Source organism: Treponema phagedenis, from assembly GCF_008153345.1.
Lineage (GTDB): Bacteria > Spirochaetota > Spirochaetia > Treponematales > Treponemataceae > Treponema > Treponema phagedenis.
In genome coordinates this window covers 743,198-765,500 of the sequence record NZ_CP042818.1, presented here as the reverse complement: position 1 = coordinate 765,500, position 22,303 = coordinate 743,198, and the positions used below count along the sequence as shown (strand labels likewise).

The window sequence follows — 22,303 nt, the reverse complement described above, 5'->3', positions numbered from 1 at the left end:
TAAAACGTTTATATTCCGGCGTTACATTGCCTGATTGATTGTTCTTGATAATACATCAAGCTGTTGTTCACGCGTAAGTTTTACGAAATTTACCGCATAGCCGGAAACCCTGATAGTAAGCTGCGGATATTTTTCGGGGTGCTCCATTGCATCCTCAAGTAACTCACGATTAAATACGTTTACGTTCAAGTGCTGCCCGCCGTCCGGCTCAAAGTATCCGCGCATAAGCCCCGCAAGGTTATTGATTCGGGAATCTTCTTCTTTTCCGAGCGCATTCGGCGCAATCGCAAAGGTATACGAAATACCGTCACCGATATCTTCAAAGGGGAGTTTTGCAACCGATGCAAGCGAAGCGATGGCTCCGTTGGTGTCGCGCCCGTTCATCGGGTTTGCTCCGGGAGCAAAGGGTTCTGCAGCACAGCGTCCGCACGGTGTGGCGCCTGTTTTTTTGCCGTATACAACGTTGGAAGTAATGGTCAAAACAGACTGTGTTGCCTTTGCGTGGCGGTAGGTTTCATGGCGGCGCAGATAGTTCATAAATTTCCGTGCAACCATAACCGCAAGCTCATCGGTTCTGTCATTATCGTTTCCGAAGGGAACATAATCACCTTCGCGCTCAAAACCGACGGCAATACCTTCTTCATTGCGAATAACCTTTACTTTTGCATCGCGGATTGCTGCAAGCGAGTCGGCAACAATTGAAAGTCCCGCAATACCGGTTGCCTGAATGCGCTCCACATCGGGATCATGCAAGGCAAGCTCAAAGGCTTCGTACGAGTATTTATCGTGCATGTAGTGAATAATTTTCAGCGCATTCATGTACACGCCGGCGAGCCACTCCATCATGTTTTCAAAGCGCTCCATTACCTCATCAAAGTCAAGGTACTCAGAAGTAATCGGGCGGAATGCGGGGCCTACCTGTGCGCCGGACTTTTCATCTTTACCGCCGTTGATCGCATACAGTAAGCACTTCGGCAAGTTTGCCCGCGCGCCGAAAAGTTGCATTTGTTTTCCGATCTTCATCGGAGAAACACAGCAGGCAATACCGTAGTCATCGCCGAAATCGGGGCGCATTAAATCATCATTCTCATATTGAATGGAAGAAGTTTCGATTGAAACTTTTGCGCAGAATTTAATCCAATTTTCGGGCGCATTGTTTGACCAAAGCACGGTCATGTTCGGCTCCGGTGCCGGTCCGAGATTATACAATGTATGCAAATAACGATACGAGGTTTTTGTTACCAGCGTTCTGCCGTCAACACCCATACCGCCGATAGATTCGGTAACCCAAGTGGGATCGCCGGAGAAAAGGTTGTTATAATCGGGTGTGCGCAAAAAGCGGATAATTCTCAGTTTAATAATAAACTGATCGATAAGCTCCTGTGCCTCTTCTTCGGTTAAGCGGCCTTCGCGGATATCTTTTTCGATAAAGATGTCGAGGAAGGTTGAGGTGCGTCCCAAAGACATTGCAGCTCCGTCCTGATCCTTTGTTGCCGCCAAAAAGGCAAAATACAGCCATTGTACCGCTTCGCGCGCATTTTCGGCAGGGCGGCGGACATCATAGCCGTATGAATCACACATGGTGAGGAACGCTTCAAGCGCTTTAATCTGCTCGCTGATTTCTTCGCGATACCGGATATCATCTTCGGTGAACTCCGCAACGTTCAGCTGCTTTAATGCTTGCTTTCGCTCTTCAATCAAATAATCAACGCCGTACAAGGGCACGCGCCGATAATCACCGATAATTCTTCCCCGTCCGTAAGCATCCGGCAATCCGGTAATAATACCGGCACGGCGCGCAGCCTTCATCTCATCGGTGTAGGCGGAAAACACCCCCTCATTATGCGTTTTTCGGTACTTGGTAAAAATTTCTTTGGTAACAGGGTCAAGCTTATACCCGTAGGCTTCCAAAGAATTCTCAACCATACGTAAACCGCCCTTCGGAAAAATTCCGCGTTTAAGCGGCGCATCGGCTTGAAGCCCGACAATAACCTCATCTTCCTTAGAAATATAGCCGGGGCCGTAGGTATCAATCCCTTGCGGATATTTTGTTTCCGCATCATATACACCTCTTTTTGTCTCTTCCTTGAACATTTCGGTAAGCTTATTCCAAATATTCAAAGTTCGCTCGGTACTAGAAACTAAAAAATTACCATCACCGGTATACGGCGTATAGTTACTCTGAATAAAATCGCGAACATCAATACTTGACCGCCACGATTCCCCCAGAAAAGATTTCCAATAATCTGAACTATGCATTATGCACTCCTTCATGTAATTTATAGTTAAAATATGCCAAAGTTGACAAAAAAAGTCAATAGTTTTTAACAAATTATCTATATGTTTTTATCTATTTTCTATTATAGCAATTTATTTTAAAAATTGTATGGGGGTGTCCTGCGTTCGGCGCTTTAATTTTGAGCGGCGCCTCACTCCGGAACGGGCTTTCCGAGGCTCCGCCTTACGGCTCCGGTACAAAGGTATGCAGATGGCATACCTTTGTGTACATTTTTGCCTGTGTTGAAACACAAGGCAAAAATCCTCTCCAATCCCTCACCCAAAAGCAAAATCCGATATCCGTGTCAGCACTAGTTTTGAGCTGAACCTCGGGTAGGTAATTACAGTGTCGGTTGTTTTTTTACTGAAACGACAGAGGAAAAATATTACCAGCCCGCTTTAACGCAAACCGCATTGTTCCCACCGCAAAAAGCTTTTATTTTATCTCAATCTTTATACTCTTTGGTCGGTAATATCGAAAGGTTTCAGAAATTTATCGGTAATTATGTAAAAACAAAAATACAATAAAAAAAGATAAAATATTGAAACTTTTTTCTTAAGTGTTTTTTCCGCCATCCGATACTAAATACAAGCACAGCGAAAACTGTGTTCCGTCTTCTGCGAGGGTTTTCAGAGGATCCGGAATAAATATGACATATAGGCAGGGATGCCATGGCGGAATGAACCGCTAAAAATCGCCAAAGGAGTTAGCAATATGATCATTAATCACAACATGAGCGCTATGTTTGCACAGAGAACATTAGGAAACACAAACCTATCAGTTCAGAAAAACATGGAAAAGCTTTCATCGGGATTGCGCATTAATCGTGCCGGAGATGATGCTTCAGGTTTGGCTGTATCGGAAAAAATGAGAAGCCAAATTCGCGGTTTGAACCAGGCAAGTACCAACGCACAAAACGGTATTTCTTTTATTCAAGTTGCGGAGTCATATCTCCAGGAAACAACCGATGTTATTCAGCGCATTCGGGAATTGAGTGTCCAGTCTGCTAACGGAATTTATTCAGCAGAAGACCGCATGTACATTCAGGTTGAAGTATCGCAACTCGTTGCGGAAATTGACCGAATTGCAAGCCATGCACAATTCAACGGCATGAATATGCTTACCGGAAGGTTCGCTCGAGAAACCGGAGAAAACACTGTTACCGCTTCTATGTGGTTCCATATCGGGGCCAACATGGACCAGAGAACACGTGCATACATCGGAACAATGACTGCCGCAGCACTCGGCGTTCGCGATGTTGGGGATGAATCAATTCTTAATATTGATGATCCCGAAAAAGCAAACCGCGCAATCGGTACTCTTGATGAGGCCATCAAGAAGATTAACAAACAAAGAGCTGATCTCGGTGCATACCAGAACAGACTCGAGTACACTGTTATCGGCGTAAACGTTGCAGCGGAAAACCTTCAAGCAGCCGAATCACGCATTCGTGATGTCGACATGGCAAAGGAAATGGTGGACTACACCAAAAATCAGATTCTCGTGCAATCAGGCACCGCAATGCTTGCCCAAGCAAATCAGGCAACGCAAAGCGTCTTAAGCCTCTTGCGCTAAACTTTTTGCAGTTGACGGACGACCGGCTCTTGAACTAAGAGCCGGTTTTTTTTATTTTACGATCAAAATAATAATCAACGCAAAGTTAATCGATGTTTAATACGCCCTATTTGCAGAGAGGGTTTTCCTTGACCATACCCTAAAAAAAGCGTAAAAAGAATAGATACTGTTTCAGCAAGCAGTTGTGTACTGAAAATTTTTTTGGAGAAGGTATGGATATTCAGATTATTGCAGATACAGCTTTGAATGCCGGAGCGCAAGTTCTTATTAACGGGGGGGAAACTTACCGTGCTGAAGAAACAATGTCTTTTATTGCGCAAGCACTTGGGGCTGAAAATATTTCTTCATTTGTTACCCCTACAATCGTCATGATTTCATGTACCTCGCAAGCAGGGGTGCGGAATACCTCAATAAAACGAATAAAACGCAGAGAAACAAATTTGAATAGACTTTCCCTTGTCAATGATTTTTCCCGAAAAATCAGTAGCAAGCAGCTTCTCGGCTCCGAAGCTATTACCGGCATAAAAGAAATAAGTGAGTCTCCGGGCTATTCGGCATACGCTGTTATTTTTTTTGCCGCAGTCAGTGCTTTTTGTTTTTCACTTATGTTTAAAGGCTGCTTGAAAGAGGCGCTTATTTCTTTTGTTCTTGGCGCAATTATGAAAAGTTGCTTATTTTTTGCAGCACCGCTGGCTCTTCCCGAATTTATGCTTTGTATTCTCGGCGCCGCAATCACTTCTACCCTCTCCGGAGTGGCGGTAGCGATGGGGCTTGTACAGGGTTTTGGAAATATTAATATTGCGGTACTGATGGCTTTGGTACCGGGCGTTGCGATCGTAAACGCAATACGGGATTGCATTGCCGGAGATTTTATGGCGGGAAATGCAAGAATCCTTGAAGCATTTATGATTGCGGCGGGTTTATCCATCGGAGCTTCCGTGGGGCTTTTACTCTTCCCGATATCGGGGGGATATCAATCTGCCTTACTTATTTGGGAAGACCCGCTGCCCGCATTTTGTTTATCCGCAATAGCGGTTGCCGCATTTTCATATCTTTTTAACGTCTCAAAAAAAGACATCCCGTGGGCAGCGCTCATCGGCGGTGCCGGCTGGGTAATTTATATTATTTTACGGAATGATTATGTAAGCGCTATATCAGCCTATATTATCGGAGCTTTTATTATCGGGCTTATTTCAGAAATTTTTGCCGTAGCCTTAAAACGTCCCGCAACTGTTTTTATTATTCCGGGCATCATTCCTTTTGTTCCCGGCGGCGGTATGTACGAAACAATGCTTTATGCAGTGCTGAACAATCAAAAAGACTTTACTTCAACAGGTTTTGCAACCTTACTCGGCGCCGGCGGCATTGCGCTCGGAATTGCCCTTGCATCGGTTTTTGCGCGCCTTTATTCTAAAATACGAAAACAGTATAAGCGTTGGTTTTACCGATCTTCTTCCGGCTCTTCTTGAATTAAAATCTTATCAATTCTTCTGCCGTCCATTTTTAAAATAGTAAAACGGTATTTTCCGAAACAAATTTTTTCTCCCGCCTGCGGAATACTATCTTTGATGCTTAAAAGATACCCTGCAATGGTATGAAAATCTTCCGTTTTTTCCTGCTCTTTCGGAATAATTCCGATAGTACGTATCTCGTCCATACTTACCTGCCCGCTTACCACCCAGCTGCCGTCATCTTTTTTAAAAATATCAGGATCGTATACGCCATCCGCTAAGGCGGTTTCTTCAAGGATTTCCGTAAGCAAACCGTTTTTTGTTATCAGCCCCTCAATTCCGCCGTACTCATCAATAATGAATGCTATTCTTGCATCCGTTTCTTTTATCAGTGCAAGCGTTTTTCTTACCGCCACCGTTTCGGGAATAAAGAATGGCTTTTGTATAAGTACCCGCAAATTCGGCGGCGCATCGGCTAAACAGGCCAGCAAATAACTGCGAACCGAAATATAGCCAATAACCGTATCAATTATATTTGCACAAACAGGAAAGTATTCAATATGCGGGTTTTCAGTAATAAGGCGCAAAACATCCTCTTTAGTTGATACAATATCAATCCATATAATATCAGATCGATGTGTCATGTATGCGCCTATTTTTCTTTGTGCGGAAAAACAATTCTTTCCGCTTTCTTTTTTACCGGACTTCAACCTCATAGCAAAAGTATACCGAAAAACTGAGGAAATAGATAGACCGAATTTGCGTATCTCAGGGCTTACGCATGAGCAAAGGGCGTGCTGCCCCTTGAACCCCGCTGATGCGTTGTATTAAGGGCTTTGGCAGCCCTTAACCTGCCTGTTTGCAGTTGCTGCTGGCGCAGAGCCTTTTTCGCTTATGCTTCGCATTAAGGGGACTCTGCGTCCCCTTAACCCCTGCACCAGAGGGGAGAGAAGACACTTGTTCTGGAAGGATATAATAAACGTACAGTCAAAAAAGCCCCTAAGGTATATAATAGGGAATAGTAGGAGGATACTATGCGACGTTATAGTCAAGAATTTAAACAGCAGGCATTACAACTGTCTGATGAAATCGGCACAAAAGAAGCGGCGAAGAATCTCGGTATTTCATACGGGACGCTGACCGATTGGCGAAAAACGAAAAATCGCTATAAAGCAAGCGACGGAGCTGCAACGGCAAAAGCTATCGTTTTGGATGAGCGAGAGAGACAGCTCCAACGCGAAATCAAAGAGCTCAAAGAAGCCAACGAAATCTTGCAAGGCGCACTCGCTTTTTTCGTGAAGGGCTGGAAGAAGTGAAAAAAAGCACTATCTTTGCATATATTTTTTACACGTATGAAAATGCCGACGGCAAAAAAAGCCATCCGGTTTTGTCGATATGCAAAGCGTTAGGCGTCAGCGAAAGAGGCTATTACAAATGGAAACAAAATCGTAATAAACCGAAACGCTGGCAGCTTCTTCCGGCCGAAATACATAAGATTATCGAGGAAGATTATTACAATGATAATTATGGCGTTGTGCGAATGGTGAGCGCTCTTAAGCAGCGAGGCAATCCCAAGTCGTATGCGACGGTACGAAATGCCATGAAAAAGGGAAATCTCCTGCATGAAAGCCGCAGAAGTCCTGACGGACTTACCAAAGCGGATAAAAAAGCGCAACGACCTGAAAATTTAGTAAAGCGAAACTTTTATGCATCAGAACCGGATACACTCTACTTCACGGACATAACAGAAGTTCCCTGCGCTGACGGAAAATTATACATCTGTCCGATGTTCGATGCCTGTGGCGGAGAGATTGTCTCGCTTGCGATGGATAGTAATATGAAAAAAGAGTTGTGCATACGAGCACTAACCGAAGCGTTTGAAATGAGGCAGCCTGGAGCCGGAGTCATAGTTCACAGTGATGCCGGAAGCCAATTTACAAGCATAGCGTATAAACAAACGCTTGGAAAATTCAAAGCTATCCAAAGCATGAGTGATGTTGGAAAATGTTATGACAATGCGCGCATGGAAAGTTTTTTTGCAACACTAAAGAAAGAACTTTTATATAGAATAGATACAACGAAGATGACGCGGGAAAAAGTGAAAACGCTTGTATGGCAATACACCATGGTCTATTACAACCGGAAAAGAATCAGTACGGTTAATGAGGATGGCTTACCGCCGACATTGTATCGGCTGAAAGTCACAAAGAAAAAGAATGGAGTGGCTTGAACATACATTTAGGGGATAAAAATACTGAACTGATATTGACATTTCCATTCAGAGCAAGTTTCCTCTCTCCCCTCTGGGACTCCTCTCTCACCTTCAACACTGCTTAGGGCTCTGCCCTAAGAACCCGTCTTGGTAGCTAATGTAAAACGATGTTTAAAAGCATCAACATAAAATTATAAAATTGAAGCTTTTAAACTCGCAGGCGAAGCGAAAGACAAGTATCAAAGCTTCGCCCGTGTCCGCCGTCGAGTAAAGAGGTTTTCAGTTGTGGTTAGCAGGCTATAGCATGATTTTCAGCATTATGTTTGGTTATTGGTTTTCAGAAAGCGACTTTAAGGGTATGCTTCGCATTAAGGGCTTGGTATTTAGATTCCATCAAAAATGATTCAACGCTGCGGACAAAAAAACACCCTGTTCTTTATACAAAGAACAGGGTAATTCGTTTAGCCGTGAAGGCGAACAGGTTTACGATCCTACCTCAACCCTTCCTTCAGGATCATCGGACCAGCCGGAATTTATTACATTCAGCCTTATCGTGTCTTTTGGAACAATAACTTTTTTGCACCGGGTATCTTCGCCCCCGCGTAAATAGCCAAAAGCATTGGTACCTATTGCGTTTTGATCTTCAGGAAAGTTTTTCGGCAGGGTAACCGTTGCGCTTGTACAGCCGAAAAAGGCTCTGCCTCCGATGAATTTGAGGTTTGTGCAAACGAAAAGATCTACCGTCTCAAGCAGTTTACAGCCTTCAAAAGAATTTCCTTCCCAACTACCATGCTCCTCGCTTCCAATTTGTTCAAGGCTTGCGGGGAAGGTTACGGTTGCAAGTTTTTCGCAGCCGTAAAAGGCTCTGTTGCCGATAGTTCTAAGGTTTTCACAATCGCCAAGCTTTGCTTCGGTAAGTTTTTTGCAACCTCTGAATGCCCCCTCATAATATCTGCCCTCAATGCGCTCAAGACTCTTCGGGAAGGTTACCGTTGCAAGGTTTTCGCAGCCGGCAAAGACACTGCTTTCGATGAATTTGAGGTTTTCACAATCGCCAAGCTGTGCTTCGGTAAGCGCTTTGCAGCCGTTAAAGGCACTGCTGCCGATGGTTTCAAGATTCTTCGGGAAGGTTACGGTTGCAAGTTTTTCGCAGCCGGCAAAGACACTGTTGCCGATAGTTTTAAGTTTTTCGCAACCGCCAAGCTGTGCTTCGGTAAGCGCTTTGCAGCCGTTAAAGGCACTGCTGCCGATGGTTTCAAGATTCTTCGGGAAGGTTACGGTTGCAAGTTTTTCGCAGCCGGCAAAGACACTGTTGCCGATAGTTTTAAGTTTTTCGCAACCGCCAAGCTGTGCTTCGGTAAGCGCTTTGCAGCCGTTAAAGGCACTGCTGCCGATGGTTTCAAGATTCTTCGGGAAGGTTACGGTTGCAAGTTTTTCGCAGCCGGCAAAGACACTGCTTTCGATGGCTTTGAGGTTTTCACAATCGCCAAGCTGTGCTTCGGTAAGCGCTTTGCAGCCGTTAAAGGCACTGCTGCCGATGGTTTCAAGATTCTTCGGGAAGGTTACGGTTGCAAGTTTTTCGCAGCCGGCAAAGACACTGCTTTCGATGGCTTTGAGGTTTTCACAATCGCCACGCTTTGCTTCGGTAAGCGCTTTGCAGCCGTCAAAGGCACTGTTGCCGATGGTTGTGAGCTTTGTGCAAACGGAAAGGTTTGCCGTCTCAAGTTTTACGCAGTCCTTAAAGGCACTGTTGTCGATAGTTTTAAGATATTCGGGGAAGAGCACGGTTACAAGGTTTTCGCAGCCGGCAAAGCCGCCGATGGTTTCGAGCTTTTTGCACTTTGAAAAATCAAGCGTTTCAAGGGCAATGCAGCCTGAAAAAGCAGTCCCTTCGATGCTTGTAAGGGTGCTTGAAAACTTTACCGTTTTAAGCGTTTTGCAGTCCTTAAACGCATCGTACCCTATGGTTTCGAGTTTTTTATAAGCTGAAAGGTCTACTTCCTGTAAGGCTATACAGCCGCTAAAAGCGCTGTGCTCTATTTTTTGAAGCTCTTCGGGGAATTGTACGGTTGTAAGAGCCTGCAACCCGGAATATGTTCCGATTTCGCTAAGACTGGTACAAGCCGAAAAATCAAGTTCGGTTATTTTTGTACAGCTCGCAAATATTCCGGATCCTATCCGCCGTAAGTTTGCGGGGAAAGACATTTTTCCCTGTATTTTTGTACAACCTTTAAATGCTTCTAATCCTATTTCCTGAAGCTGGGGACATTCCGCAAGGTTTATGCCGGTAATGTTTGTACAATCCGCAAATGCCTTGGTTTCAATTTTGCCAATGGTGTTCGGCAATTGCAGGCTGCCCTGAATTCCGGTGCACCCCTTAAAAGCAGCGGGCCCGATAGAAAGCAGCTTTTTGCAAGCCGAAAAGTCAAGCTTTGTTATTTTGGTACAGCCTTCAAATGCTCCGGTATCGGAGCGAGGGTAGTGACCTTCCGTCCCTCCTATGCTCTGAATGTTTTCAGGGAAGGATATCGTCCCCTGCAAGTTTTCGCAGTATTTAAAAGCACCGTCTTGGATGGTTTTCAGGGCCGTACATACCGAAAGGTTAATACCGGTAAGTGTCTTGCAGCCGAAAAAGGCATCACTTTCAATTAAAGCAAGTGCCGGTAAATTGGAAAAATCAAGAGTGCCAAGTTTAGTACAGCCGAAAAAGGCTGCCTCGCCGATTTTTTGAAGCGTTTTGGGGAATTGTACCGCGGTGATCTCTGTATTCTTAAAGACGTTTTCGCCGACGGCGGTAATTACCTCGGTTCCTATTCTTTCAGGGATTTCCAAATTTGCGGGTACGCTGTCTTTATAGTCGATAATAGTGCCTGCTCCATCTGTTTTAAAAGGGCTTTCTTTTCTGGAAACAACAAAAATTACACAGTCCTTGTAAAACCGGTAATCTCTGTGCAAAGTTGCCCCTGCCGCATTGGTTAGCTTCCAGCTTTCACACTCAAATCTGGGCGCAAATGCTATTCTTTTTATTTCGTCTCTTTCTTTTATTATTTCCCACTCGCTGCCACTGTCGACCGTGATCGTTTTTTTCTGGTCAGCGGGAAGGTTTGCATCCCCGTCAATGGTTATGGTAAGTTTTACTTCTTTGGAAACGGCAAAAATGGCTGTATCGGCGGTAAATACATATGAATCCGACAGCGGTTCGGTTCCTCCCTCCAGTTTCCAATAGTCAAGCCCGTAGCCTGTTTTAAATCTAAGCCGTCTGAAAAAGGGATGGTTTTTTATATTTTTCCATAAACTGCCCGCTTCTACATCAATCCAGCCTTCAAAATAGCCATGTTCATCACTACTTATTTCTATGCCAATTAGTTCGGTTGGCTTGCTGTTTTCATCTCTGGTTGTAACAAAAATAGTTGTATCGGCGATAAACTCATGGGTGTCTTGTAAAAATTCTCCGTTTTGATCGTTCAGCTTCCACAGGTCGGCTATAAAACCGGTATTAAAGCTAATGTTTTTTATTTCGTTTTGGGTTTGCACTGTTTTCCATGTGCTGTACTTGCCTATCTGAAATGATTTTTTCTGATCAGCGGGTAGGTTTGCATCCCCGTTGATGGTTACGGTAACCGTTGCCTCTTTTGTTACGGCAACAATGGTTGTATCGGCGGCAAATAAATACTCTTCGGCTATTGCATTGGTTTCGCCTTCCACTTTCCAATAGTCAAGGTCGTGTCCGGGGACAAATTTCAGCTCTTTAATTTTGGAAGCATTTTGTATTGTTTTCCATTGTTTGCCCGCTTCTACGGTAATTTTTGTGTTGGCGGCAAGTTTTGTAAACGCATCTCCCTGTAATGTTATGGTAATCGGAACGGGAGTTGCTGTTCCTTCTTTTTTTGATTGCGCAAAGATGGTGGTATCCTCATCAAACTGATAATCATCGGTTAAAAAACTTCCGTCCGCATTGCGCAGCTGCCAAAGGGCAAACTCATAGCCTTCTTTAAATTTACTTTTTTCTATCTTTTGTACTGTCGGATTATTTTTTACCGTAGCCCAGCCGGTTCCCTTCTTTACGCCAATTGAACCTTTCAGCTCTTCGGGAAAATTTGAATCGCCGTCAATGGTTATGCTAATAGGTTTTGTCGTCTGCGTTCCTTTTTGTTTTAAAACGGCAAAGACGGTTGTGTTTTCGGAAAAAGTTTCAGATCCGGTTAAAACGTTTCCTTCCATATTGGTTAAATACCATTGGTCAAGCTCAAAACCGGCGGCAAATTGTATATCCCGTATTTCCGGGGTTTCTTTTATTGTCTGCCAAGAGCTGTACTTGCCTACCTGAAATGTTTTTTTCCGGTCAGCGGGTAGGTTTGCATCGCCGTCAATGGTTATGCTGATTTCAGCGTGGTTTAACACCGCAAAAATGCAGGTCAAGGGCTTGGTAAAAGCGTATGAATCGCTTAAATCCTCGCCGTCTGCATTATTCAGCTTCCAGCCGGCAAGCTCATAGCCTGCTTGGGCGGTAACGCGGGCAAATTCCGATCTTGTTTTTACTGTCGCCCACGTGTCTTTGTAGCCGACGGAAACAATACTGGACGGAATATTAACATTCTCGCCGGTTATTGCTACGACAACAGTGGCGGGCTTGTTTTGCTTACATCCGCCGAAAATTCCAAGTACCGAAAGTACTAATCCAATGAGAAGCACTGTTCTCAAACCGAATGTTTTTTTCATTAGATAAACTCCTTTGATTGCAATTCCTTCCATTGCAATACTTTGTATGTGATAAAAATTTGAGGATACCGATTAGGCATCCCAAAAAGTCTTGTGTAAAGCGGAAATAAAATTGTTTGGATAAAGAAAAATCCCGAAAGCGCAATAAAAAAATGCATAATGCTTCGGGAGCAATAAAAAAACGAGAAAATGACTGTATAAAAAAAATCCGAGTTTTATAATTTTTTCGGGGGAGGGTATAATAGAAGAAAGTTACACATTCTGAACTTATGTTGTTTTGAGAAAAATATTTTATTATAAAGTTTTTTGGTCTCTTTCTCCATAAATTGAGTATAGTATAGATTTAGAGAGCGTGCAAGAGTTTTTTTTATGTTTTGGTAATAATTTATACATATTTTCGGTGCTGCCGCTAACCGGTACAAAGCTTTTTATTCCTGCGCCAAAAGCAGGAGTTTTAAAGCTTTGCAATCTGCCTTGCTTTAAAACATCGCTGCTGCTTGGAACCACGGGCGTCCGTGCTCGTTCTGATTTTGCCATCCGTGGTAGTACTGAATGTAGTTTTGGCATTCTTGTTCACAGTGCCTGCGAGTTTTGCCTGTTACCTGAGACGCTCAGGCAAAACATCGTTTGAAATTGGGCAACGGTGGGCAATTTACCATAGTGATGCTGAAACTGTAAGTCTCCTTTATGGCAACAAGCTTTGATCGTCATTTTTAGAGTGAGCTTATTTTGTTGGCTCCCATTTTTCAAAGTTCCAAGGGTTGTTTTTAATTACGCCGATATTAAAAGGAATAAAAATTGAAACAACTAAAGCTGCACATAAGAAAAAAGGATACCATAAAAACGGGAAAAGAGATACGGGACTTACTGCGCCGTTTGTAAACTTACACGCAATTAAAAGCTGCGCACCGTATGGAATAATACCTTGCATAACGCAAGAGAATGCATCTAAAAGCGAAGCTGCCCGTCTCGGGTCTATCTTAAATTCCTGACAAAGTTCTTTCACAATCGGACCGGCAATAATAATGGCAACAGTATTATTCGCCGTTGCGGCATCGGTAAGCATAGTTAGTGCACCGATTCCTACTTCCGCGGACTTTTTCCCTTTAATCATTTTTTTGATTTTAATTACGAGCCACTCCATTCCGCCTGCTTCGGTTACCATAGCGGCAAGTCCGCCGGTAAGCATCGACAAAAGGAAGATTTCAAACATGCCGTTAAAGCCATCGTACATATGATTAGTCCACTGCAATGCACCGAAAATACCATACGACATGCCAATTACACCGGAAAGAATTATCCCGCCGATTAGCACAACAAAAACATTTACTCCAAGTAAGGCGGCAACCAAAACAAAAATATACGGAACCACTTTTATAACCGAATAATCAAACGACTGTGCGGGGATCTGTATGGTGGGTCGCCCGAAAATTAAAAGCAATACAACGGTAATAAGAGCGGCGGGAGCAGCAAGCACTAAATTCACGCGGAATTTATCACGCATATCTACTCCTTGAGTTTTTGTTGCAGCAATTGTTGTGTCGGATATAATGGAAAGATTATCACCGAACATAGCACCGCCAATCAGCGTTCCGATCATCAAAGACATAGGAACGCCCGATTTTTCTGCAAGACCTACCGCAATCGGACCTACGGCCGCAATAGTACCGACACTTGTTCCCATCGCTAATGAAAGAAAACAACAAATAATGAACAAACCCGCTGCAACAAAATGAGGCGGAATAAAGGTGAGTCCAAGATTAATCGTAGATTCCACTCCTCCCATCTGCTTTGACACAACCGAAAAAGCTCCCGCCAAAATATAAATAATACACATGGTAATAATATTGGAATCTCCGCAGCCTTTTATCAGCACATCAAATTTTTCATCTAATGAGCCTTTAAGCATGATAAATGCTACGATAATACCTACGATAACGGCAATCGGTCCCTTAAAACCGTAAAAGCCCATCGGATCTCCGCCTGCAACCAAGGTAATTCCGATACCAAGATATACCACAACAAAAATTGCAAAAGGTATAAGAGCCCGCCCGTTCGGCTTAAATTTTAACTTTTCCATAAATACCCTCATTTAACGCAAAACTGAAAAACTTTTATCGAAAAATCCGATGATAAAATTATCTTCAGCTATTCACGTTACTTTTTATTAGTGGTGCAATAGTATTAAAAAAACGTTTTAAGTGCAAGCCGCCCGTTATTTTACTTGTATAAGCACAAGATGACGCTCCGCTTTCAAAAAAGGCACCTGCACCGGGTGTGGGGTGTATGAGTCTATAAAATTCCGTATTCCTTCCATTTCTTCGGTGATTTTTTGCAGCTTCCCCTTATATGCCGCAAGCACTGCTCCGGACTTTACTCGATCTGACAAACCGGAAATCATCTGCTTATCGAGCGGGCGGAAAGCGCGAAAGGCAACTATGTCATATTCATGTTCAGGAGACTGCTCAATAGGACATTGCAAAACGGAGACATTGGTAAGATTCAAAACCGCACACACATTCTCCAAAAAGGCGGCCCTTTTTTGCATGCGTTCTATTAACGTAAATTGCACAGCCGGGTTTTTAGATAAAAAAAGACACGCCAACGGAATACCCGGAAACCCTGCTCCGGATCCGGCATCTGCAAATCGGTATACAGCATCGGTATTTTTTGCTGCATCAAACCTATCCGCAAAAATCTTCCACGGTGCAAGACTATCCAAAATATGATTAATCACCAACTCTTTTTCAGAATCCACTTTTACCAGATTAAACGCCGAGTTAAAAAGCTGCAACTCTCGTATATATTTTGTCAAAAGCTCCGCTATACTGCCGTCTGAATCTGTGATTTTAAGTTCTTCAAGCCCTTGCGCCAAGTAACGCAAAGCATCCTGCACCCTCATATAGTCTCCCGACTAAAGCTAATTCATTAACCCTGTTTTGTCAAGTTTTAAAACAGTGATTGTCTAAATCAGTCATCGATTATGCCCATGCGACAGGTTTTCTCGTGTAACATTTTTTGGATTCGTCTTATATAAATCAAGACAATTTTATAAAAAAGAGTCTGACACAACGGTTTGGTTTTGACGTCCTTGTCAAAACCAAACCTATGAGTTTTAAAGCTTTGCAAACCGCCTTGCTTTAAAACGTCGCTTCTGTTTGGAACCACCGCCATCCGTGGCGGTTCTGAGTTTTGCCGTCCATGGCAAAATGAAACCTGCGAGTTTTAAAGCTTCCTGTTATAAAAAGAGCCCGACACAACGCAACGGTGGGCAATTTACCATAAGAATGCCGGATCCGCAAGTCATTATTGCCAATCTCGCGATTAATATTATGGAAATTAATTACAAAATGCCGGTCGCTCATGCGTAAACCCTTGAGTAAAACTCTCTCAAACATTGACAATTCGGCATTCTTTGATATATTATAGGGAATATGAAACAAGTTATGCTTATTATTGATCCGCAAAATGATTTTTGTGATCCACAGGGGGCGCTGGCAGTTTCGAATGCGGCGGCGGACTGCGAGCGGCTTGCGGCCTTTATTAACAGGAATACAGAAAAAATAGATTCAATTTTTGTAACGATGGATACCCATCATCTTTTCCATATTGCAAATCCCCTTTTTTGGCTTACAAAAGAGGGAGCCCCACCCGAACCTTTTACAATTATTACTGCACAGGCAATACGAGAAAATCTTTTTAAGGCGGCAAATAGTGCGTATCAAAAACATGCGCTTTCGTATGTTGAAACATTGAAAAAAGAAAATCGCTATCAGCTGTGTATTTGGCCGCCGCATTGTCTTGAAGGCAGTTGGGGCCACGGCGTTTTCCCCGTTGTTTTTAACGCAATCTGTGATTGGGAAAAGGCTGCGCCCGGCAGAATTACCGAATTTATTCAAAAAGGCGGAAATCCTAAAACCGAGCATTATAGCGCTATCCGTGCGGAAGTGCCCGACCCGCTTGACCCAAACTCTACAGAAAATGTAGGACTATTGAAAAAGCTTAAAACTGCCGATACTATATATATAGCAGGTCAAGCTCTTTCTCATTGTGTGGCAAACACGGTAAGAGATTTACTTAAGGTTTTGCCGTCTGAAAAGCTTATCATATTGGAGGATACCACGAGTAACGTTACCGGATTTGAACGGGTCGGAGAGGAATTTTTGAAAGAAGCTCAAAGACACGGCGTGCGTTGTATACGGTCGGAAGACGGACTGCTTGGCTAATCAGGGGCAACCTAAAAGGTAGAAGAATGAATAGGATCAAAACCGAGGCACAAATAAAACAACCATATATAAAAAAACTGTTGATCTTTTTTTTATTTTACTTCGTTTTTTTCTCTTTATCGGCAGAGCCGGTTTCTGTTTCACGGTTAAATCTGGGGCTTAATTTTAGTAAAAACAAAACTCCGGATTCAAACAAAAAAAACTTAAAGCTTGATGCCGATATTGATTTCAGCTTGCGTTTTATGCCCTGTCCGGAAGTATATGCCGACGTAGGATTTGCCGGGGAAATTGAGGATGTTATAACTTTTTTTCATCCGTTTGACGAAAAGCGCTCCTATGCTCTTCTTCGATTTTTTAACACCTCACTTAATTTTCCGTATATGAACGAAAAGCCCGTCTCGCTTTCGATTTTTTTAGGATTGTTTGACAAGCTGCCAAGTACGCAGCTTACAAAAGATTTTCTTAAAAAGAAACTTGAACCGCCCCGTTTCAAAGAACAGTATCCGGCAAAGCTGTTTTTATCACAGAAAGCCATAAAAGGCTTAGGTTTTAACATTGCGGGATTGCCGAGTTCTTCAGTATGCATCGGCGGGTATTTTACATGGAATATGGGGACAAAAGAGCGGCAAGTGTATAATGCCTATTTGACATTCGGAACATATTCTCCGACCGTATTGAGTTACGGATTTTCAGGTATACAAGTAGGCAAAAGCGGAGAAAACAATAGTTTTATCGGCGAAGCTTCTCTTTTGTTCAACCCGAATGCGCTTAACCAAATATACATAGAATTCGGTTTTGGAGAAACACCATTTAAAACAAACCTGAAAATGCTTGCGAAAAACCTCTATGCCTTATTGGAAGCAAGAATATACAGCCGCTACTTTACAGCTATTCCGTCAGTATTTGCGGCACCCGTTTTTGAACCTGAAAAAACCCCCGAAAAACAGCAAGATTATTTTATCGGCGGAAACCTTCTTCTTGCTTCGGGAGAATTAAACCGCTATGCTGCACAAGCCGGTGTGCATACATTTTTTGCAATGAAACCGACTAAGAAAAAAGAAGATCAAGCATACATTGTCTCGGTGACACCCTTTTGCACCATTAAATTTCTTGATTGTCTATTGGATGCACGGGTTTCTATCACTCCCCTATTTTATAAAAAAGGAGTGAGTATGATTGAAGGAAAAATATCTTTGCGAAAAGAACTTTAAAACCTTTAAGCCTTTTCTCGGTAACGTTGACAAAAGCATATCTTTTAAAAACGTTCAAATAATACGGTAATACCAACGCTCGTCAAATCTCACTGCGTACGTACGCTAAGCAGCTTTAAGCCGAAAAACAATCCAAGTGCCAGCTCTTAAAGTTGATATATTGAGAAGTTCCTATAATTTAAAATTCCAAAAACTTTTTTATACTTTCCTTTTTTCATTCTTTTGTATATACTCTTTTTATAGAGGAGTTAAATTTTGAAAAAATTTGCAATAATCGGATTAGGGCCTTTTGGTCTGCGAATGCTTGAAGAATTACTTAAATTAACAAATGAAATTATTATTGTTGATAAAGACCCTCAACTCATTGCGAAATATGACGGAAAAGCAAAGATAAGTTATGCTTTTGATGTTATAGATGAAACCTCTTTAAAAAAAGCTATTCCTCCCGATGTGAATGCGGCGATTGTTGACCTTGGCGGAAAGATTGAATTTTCAATAATGGTAACAACGTATTTAAAAAAAATGAATGTGAAAGAAATACTCGTAAAAGCTCAAAATGATGAGCATGGAAAAATTCTTTCGATGGTAGGAGCGACCAATGTAATCTTTCCCGACAGAGAGGCTGCAAAACGGGTTATGCCGATGTTAGCTTCAGAACTTTTATTTAACTTTATGCCGATATCGGAAACTCTTGCTTTGGCGGAAGTGGGGATAAATAAAGAATATGCGGGAAAAACCTTATTGGAAACCAACTTACGCAAAACACATGGAATAAATGTTGTGGCGATCAGAAAGCAAGATACTGAAAATTTTTATTTTATAAATGATCCGAATTATCCCTTTGAAGCAAATGATATTCTTTTAGTTGCAGGTTCAGAGGAAGATATATTTACCTTTTCCCAAGATAAACCTGATCGAGGCAAAAAGCTTGCGGAAGTTTTTAGAAATCTTTTTCCAAAACATTAGCGTAATACAAAAAGAAGTTTTACTCTCCGAATCTCAAATAGTTTTTCGCGGCGTAAGCTCTGTCTAAAAATTGTTTTTTAGTAGTTTTCGGGCGGGGTGTTTCTGCCTTCCGCTTGAAAGTACTTAAAAATATGGGTTAATTGGATAATAAATGAGATTAAGTCATTAAATAATATGGTTGTTTCGGATGCTTTGTCGGCAAAAGATTGAATATGGGCAGCACTCTGCATTTCATTATCTTTAATTGCGGTAATTGCATTTGTTATATCGCCCATGTTCTCTTCGAGCAATGCCAGTATATCTTGAGCTTTTTGCGAATTTGTATCTTCACTCATTTTCAGATTCAGTAATTCTTTCTTTGAAGCATCGGTCATACCGATAAGCGTTTTCAGTATTTCGTTATGGTTGTGCTGTTCTTTGCGCAGTTCATCAATTTTTCCCGTAAATACTTTAATTATTTTGGCAATTTCGCTGTCTTTAATCTGTGATAATTTCACCCCTATAAGTTTTCAATAAATATTTCACCCCTATATTTTACCGAGATGAAATTATTGACTTATTACATTACACTGGAGGAATGAAATTATTTATGAGCATTGATCAAATTACACGAGGACATGTTATTGCCAACTGCCTAGAGGGGAGATGTACGGTACAACAGGCTGCGCTTCGATTAAACCTTTCACGAAGACGCGTACAGCAATTAAAAAAGGCGTTCAAAGAAAAGGGTTTAGCAGCAATGCTGCATGGCAACAGTCAGCGTCCCTCTGCAAAGAAGACCTCGAAAGAAATTGAGCAGCGATTACTTGCGCTGCGAAGCGATCCCGCATTGTCAAAAAGCAATTTTTTGCATTTTCATGAAATAGTAACTGAAGAATATCAATTGCAGCTGTCATATTCGACTCTGCGCCGTATTCTGTTATCACATGGAATTTATTCACCAAAGAAAAGACGAACACGAAAGAAGGTGCATAAAACGCGCGAGAGAAGAGCTTGCTTCGGAGAGCTGTTGCAAGTGGACGCAACCCCGTTTCCTTGGTTCGGCGGGAAAGAAAAATCCGCATTACATGCTTTTATTGATGATGCGCGCGGAATGATTACCGGTCTTTATTTATGCAAAAACGAGTGCCTGCTCGGATATTTAGAAGTTCTGCGGCAGACACTCGAAAATTATGGACTCCCTGCCGCTCTTTATCCGGATAAGTGTAGCGTTTTTTTTGTTAATGCAAAAAAACAGTTATCCATTGAGGAGCAATTACAAGGAACCGAGGAACAAGTAACACAATTCGGCAAAATTATCAAGTACTTAGGAATCGATATGTTCCCGGCTCATTCATCACAAGCAAAAGGACGTGTTGAGCGATTATGGCAAACTTTACAAAGCCGACTCCCTGTTGAATTTGCACGACGCGGAATTACAACCATAGAGCAAGCGAATCAATTCTTAAAAGAGTATATCGGTATTTTCAACAAACAGTTTGGTGTTTCGGCCTGCGATTCATATTCAATGTTTGTACCGACGCCAAAAACACTCGATCTTGATAAACTGTTGTCATCGGTTATTACGCGCAAGCTTTCAAGCGGTTCTACCATCTCAATCAAAAACCATTTGTTTAAAATTGAGCAGAATAAATTCGGCGCAGGCACAACGGTAAATGTATTGATTTCACAAAAACATGGTATACGCGCTTTAATACATGATGAATTCTATCCGATTGTACCGCTCGATGATATATACCGAACCGATACGGTTGGACGAACCGGAGACCTGCCTCAAGTAGTTATTGACTTGATTTATGAATTCTTACTTAAAGATGCAAAAGCAGGATAACTCGATGTGTTAAGGGGTGCAATTTTCATTGCAAAATTAACCCCCTTTAGGGGTGAAATATTCACTGGTTATTGACAATTTTGGCAATTTCGCTTGATGTTTCTTGGGTGTTTTCAGAAAGTTTTTTTACTTCGCCGGCAATAATGCTAAAGCCCTTTCCCGCTGTTCCCGCCCGCGCTGCTTCAATTGAAGCGTTGATCGAAAGAAGATTGGTTTGCTTTGATATTTCATTGATTATGTCGGTATATTTCGTAATTGATTCCGCTTCTTCAACCAGAAGGCGTAATGCTTCGGTAGTTGTTTGTGTTGTTTTTTCAATTTCCGCAACCTTATGGACTAATTCGGAAAACGCATTTGAGATTCTTTCGACGGAGGAGGCGTTCTCAGTATAGCTTTTTACCAGATTTACAACATTTTCATCAATACATGTTCCTGTTCTGGAAAGTTTGTCGAGTGCCATTTTCTGTTTTTCAAAAACACCTGTTCCGCTTTGTATTTGATCAATATACTTTTGCAATAGTTCGCTTCCGCCGGTATTTTTTGCACAGTAATCCATCATTATGGACAGAAGATCAAAGCCTGCTTGTAGTACCGTATTATTCATTTTATTCTCCTATCACAATGCTGACAAATGTCTGATTTGGATTAATTTTACCTATTTGTTCTCCGTAACTTGAAAATCCGCAAAAGACAGGAAAAACTTTTTTATAAAGATCTGTCATTTTACCGCAAAGATTGCGCCGCTCAAATCCTATGGTGCGAAGGATACAATTTATTACAAAAACAAAACCAGGGCGCGGAATTGTTTTTGAAATTGCGGTAAGATTATCAGTAGCTATCTGTAAGCTGTCATCTAAATTAAGTATTTCAACAGTTGTATTCGGCAGTACGCGCGAATACATGTTAATTGCCCCTGTAGGAGTAAAACTTGCAAGAGATGAGATAAATATTTTGCCGCCGAATACTCTGCCAAAGGGATGATCAAGAATGGCATTTTGAACTTCCGATTGGGGAACACCGATACATTCACTGTAATATTTTCCGGCATTGCGTCCGTCGATTTCATAAATAGTGCGGGTATTTACGTCAGCTTTGGTAATGGTTACCCGCTTGCCTGAGGGCTTAAAAATATTTTCTTTTCGTATATCAAAGGGACACTGTGTTTTTACAAATAAAATAACCGCACCGTTTGAGACCGTCTCTCCATTATAACTGACATAGGTTTTTTTAAACTGCAGATCATCCCCCGCAGAACCGCCGGCTATAAGAAATTGGTCATTTTTTATAATCGCATAAAAGAGTGCAAGAAGCGCTTCTTCGGCATTACAGAGGCCGTTGATAAAGGTGAGGGCAAAAGCATCTTTATGAGAAGCGGCGGAATTTATGGCAATGCCGCATTTGGCGGCGGCAGCTTCAATTTTTGATTTATCAATAATCGGGAATTTGTCAACATTATCAATAATGAGTCCGGAAAAGCGAGTTTTATTGCACGATACTGCCGACACAACAAGGCTTCGCTTTTTAAATCCCGATTCGGATATTTCGCCGGACGTGCTTGTGCCTATTACTTCCGCCTTGGAAAAGACGTTTTTTATTTTTGACGCCAGTTTAGGAAAATCATAATCTGCCGATGCAAAAAAGATCACCGCATCATACTGAGAAGGAGATTTTGCTAACTTTGATGTTATTTCAGCGATGGCAGAATCAATGTCCTTCAAACTTGTTTGATAAACTTCCTGTTTCATAGCGAGCGCTCCTTAAAATACCGAATTTCCGGCAAGAAAAACTTTAACGAAAGAATGATTGCTGAAAAAGTAATACGGTTTTTCAATGC

At 42.1% G+C, this 22,303-nt stretch carries 16 protein-coding genes and 1 pseudogene; 9 read left to right on the top strand and 8 right to left on the bottom strand.

The features are described from left to right. Positions 1-21: 21 nt before the first annotated feature. Complete coding sequence (pflB, locus tag FUT79_RS03315) at positions 22-2,259, bottom strand: formate C-acetyltransferase (RefSeq protein ID WP_039943449.1); 2,238 nt, start codon at positions 2,257-2,259, stop codon at positions 22-24. A gap of 733 nt (positions 2,260-2,992) precedes the next feature. On the opposite strand from pflB, the gene FUT79_RS03310 reads away from it, so the two are divergent. Together FUT79_RS03310 and FUT79_RS03305 are read left to right on the top strand one after the other, a co-directional pair. Then, positions 2,993-3,853 carry a flagellin N-terminal helical domain-containing protein gene (locus FUT79_RS03310; protein ID WP_024752187.1) on the top strand — a complete coding sequence of 287 codons (861 nt, stop codon included), beginning with the start codon at positions 2,993-2,995 and terminating at the stop codon, positions 3,851-3,853. A 212-nt stretch (positions 3,854-4,065) separates the two neighbouring features. Next, complete coding sequence (locus FUT79_RS03305; protein WP_024752186.1) at positions 4,066-5,322, top strand: threonine/serine exporter family protein; 1,257 nt, start codon at positions 4,066-4,068, stop codon at positions 5,320-5,322. Here the strand turns inward: FUT79_RS03305 and FUT79_RS03300 are convergent. Next, a complete protein-coding gene (locus FUT79_RS03300) occupies positions 5,295-5,948 on the bottom strand; it encodes a transporter associated domain-containing protein (RefSeq protein WP_050778873.1) in 654 nt (217 codons plus the stop codon). The genes FUT79_RS03305 and FUT79_RS03300 overlap by 28 nt on opposite strands. Here FUT79_RS03300 and FUT79_RS14990 point away from each other — a divergent pair. The 3 genes and pseudogenes from FUT79_RS14990 to FUT79_RS03290 all read left to right on the top strand — a co-directional run. Beyond that, positions 5,947-6,135 (top strand): hypothetical protein, encoded by a 189-nt coding sequence (locus tag FUT79_RS14990; RefSeq protein ID WP_162147451.1) that lies wholly within the window; start codon positions 5,947-5,949, stop codon positions 6,133-6,135. The genes FUT79_RS03300 and FUT79_RS14990 overlap by 2 nt on opposite strands. 203 nt (positions 6,136-6,338) lie before the next feature. Beyond that, entirely contained in the window at positions 6,339-6,620 is a 282-nt protein-coding gene (locus FUT79_RS03295; RefSeq protein ID WP_024752184.1) for a transposase, read from the top strand. After that, positions 6,602-7,534: pseudogene (locus tag FUT79_RS03290) on the top strand (IS3 family transposase); the annotation flags it as partial. The gene FUT79_RS03295 and the pseudogene FUT79_RS03290, both read left to right, overlap by 19 nt. A gap of 465 nt (positions 7,535-7,999) precedes the next feature. Here the strand turns inward: FUT79_RS03290 and FUT79_RS03285 are convergent. The 3 genes from FUT79_RS03285 to rsmG form a co-directional block, all read right to left on the bottom strand. After that, positions 8,000-12,235: a leucine-rich repeat domain-containing protein gene (locus tag FUT79_RS03285; RefSeq protein ID WP_187426852.1), complete on the bottom strand. Its 4,236-nt coding sequence runs from the start codon at positions 12,233-12,235 to the stop codon at positions 8,000-8,002. Positions 12,236-12,959: 724 nt separating this feature from the next. Beyond that, positions 12,960-14,315 (bottom strand): Na+/H+ antiporter NhaC family protein, encoded by a 1,356-nt coding sequence (locus FUT79_RS03275; RefSeq protein WP_044634425.1) that lies wholly within the window; start codon positions 14,313-14,315, stop codon positions 12,960-12,962. Between the two features lie 135 nt (positions 14,316-14,450). Next, positions 14,451-15,137, bottom strand: a complete 687-nt coding sequence (rsmG, locus tag FUT79_RS03270) for a 16S rRNA (guanine(527)-N(7))-methyltransferase RsmG (protein ID WP_024752178.1) — start codon at positions 15,135-15,137, stop codon at positions 14,451-14,453. Between the two features lie 532 nt (positions 15,138-15,669). Here rsmG and FUT79_RS03255 point away from each other — a divergent pair. The 3 genes from FUT79_RS03255 to FUT79_RS03245 all read left to right on the top strand — a co-directional run bounded on the left by FUT79_RS03255 (position 15,670) and on the right by FUT79_RS03245 (position 18,638). Then, entirely contained in the window at positions 15,670-16,461 is a 792-nt protein-coding gene (locus tag FUT79_RS03255; RefSeq protein WP_148879604.1) for a cysteine hydrolase family protein, read from the top strand. A gap of 26 nt (positions 16,462-16,487) precedes the next feature. After that, positions 16,488-17,672, top strand: a complete 1,185-nt coding sequence (locus FUT79_RS03250; protein ID WP_148879603.1) for a hypothetical protein — start codon at positions 16,488-16,490, stop codon at positions 17,670-17,672. A gap of 255 nt (positions 17,673-17,927) precedes the next feature. Continuing rightward, complete coding sequence (locus tag FUT79_RS03245) at positions 17,928-18,638, top strand: potassium channel family protein (protein WP_024752175.1); 711 nt, start codon at positions 17,928-17,930, stop codon at positions 18,636-18,638. A 77-nt stretch (positions 18,639-18,715) separates the two neighbouring features. Here FUT79_RS03245 and FUT79_RS03240 read toward each other — a convergent pair whose 3' ends face one another. Further along, complete coding sequence (locus tag FUT79_RS03240; protein WP_024752174.1) at positions 18,716-19,135, bottom strand: hypothetical protein; 420 nt, start codon at positions 19,133-19,135, stop codon at positions 18,716-18,718. Between the two features lie 80 nt (positions 19,136-19,215). Between FUT79_RS03240 and FUT79_RS03235 the strand changes: the two genes are divergently transcribed. Further along, positions 19,216-20,469, top strand: a complete 1,254-nt coding sequence (locus tag FUT79_RS03235) for an ISNCY family transposase (protein ID WP_052335743.1) — start codon at positions 19,216-19,218, stop codon at positions 20,467-20,469. 61 nt (positions 20,470-20,530) lie between these two features. Here the strand turns inward: FUT79_RS03235 and FUT79_RS03230 are convergent, their stop codons facing one another. Continuing rightward, positions 20,531-21,073 (bottom strand): methyl-accepting chemotaxis protein, encoded by a 543-nt coding sequence (locus FUT79_RS03230; RefSeq protein ID WP_024752172.1) that lies wholly within the window; start codon positions 21,071-21,073, stop codon positions 20,531-20,533. Position 21,074: 1 nt separating this feature from the next. Then, positions 21,075-22,214 (bottom strand): FIST signal transduction protein, encoded by a 1,140-nt coding sequence (locus FUT79_RS03225; protein WP_024752171.1) that lies wholly within the window; start codon positions 22,212-22,214, stop codon positions 21,075-21,077. Positions 22,215-22,303 lie beyond the last annotated feature (89 nt).

What these genes read in the sequence shown, in the direction of transcription:
- pflB (WP_039943449.1), bottom strand. Translation starts at nt 2,259, where the DNA reads ATGCATAGTTCAGATTATTGGAAATCTTTTCTGGGGGAATCGTGGCGG.
- FUT79_RS03295 (WP_024752184.1), top strand. Translation starts at nt 6,339, where the DNA reads ATGCGACGTTATAGTCAAGAATTTAAACAGCAGGCATTACAACTGTCT.
- FUT79_RS03230 (WP_024752172.1), bottom strand. Translation starts at nt 21,073, where the DNA reads ATGAATAATACGGTACTACAAGCAGGCTTTGATCTTCTGTCCATAATG.
- FUT79_RS03310 (WP_024752187.1), top strand. Translation starts at nt 2,993, where the DNA reads ATGATCATTAATCACAACATGAGCGCTATGTTTGCACAGAGAACATTA.
- FUT79_RS03300 (WP_050778873.1), bottom strand. Translation starts at nt 5,948, where the DNA reads ATGACACATCGATCTGATATTATATGGATTGATATTGTATCAACTAAA.
- FUT79_RS03235 (WP_052335743.1), top strand. Translation starts at nt 19,216, where the DNA reads ATGAAATTATTTATGAGCATTGATCAAATTACACGAGGACATGTTATT.
- FUT79_RS03305 (WP_024752186.1), top strand. Translation starts at nt 4,066, where the DNA reads ATGGATATTCAGATTATTGCAGATACAGCTTTGAATGCCGGAGCGCAA.
- FUT79_RS03250 (WP_148879603.1), top strand. Translation starts at nt 16,488, where the DNA reads ATGAATAGGATCAAAACCGAGGCACAAATAAAACAACCATATATAAAA.
- rsmG (WP_024752178.1), bottom strand. Translation starts at nt 15,137, where the DNA reads ATGAGGGTGCAGGATGCTTTGCGTTACTTGGCGCAAGGGCTTGAAGAA.
- FUT79_RS03255 (WP_148879604.1), top strand. Translation starts at nt 15,670, where the DNA reads ATGAAACAAGTTATGCTTATTATTGATCCGCAAAATGATTTTTGTGAT.
- FUT79_RS03285 (WP_187426852.1), bottom strand. Translation starts at nt 12,235, where the DNA reads ATGAAAAAAACATTCGGTTTGAGAACAGTGCTTCTCATTGGATTAGTA.
- FUT79_RS03225 (WP_024752171.1), bottom strand. Translation starts at nt 22,214, where the DNA reads ATGAAACAGGAAGTTTATCAAACAAGTTTGAAGGACATTGATTCTGCC.
- FUT79_RS14990 (WP_162147451.1), top strand. Translation starts at nt 5,947, where the DNA reads ATGTATGCGCCTATTTTTCTTTGTGCGGAAAAACAATTCTTTCCGCTT.
- FUT79_RS03275 (WP_044634425.1), bottom strand. Translation starts at nt 14,315, where the DNA reads ATGGAAAAGTTAAAATTTAAGCCGAACGGGCGGGCTCTTATACCTTTT.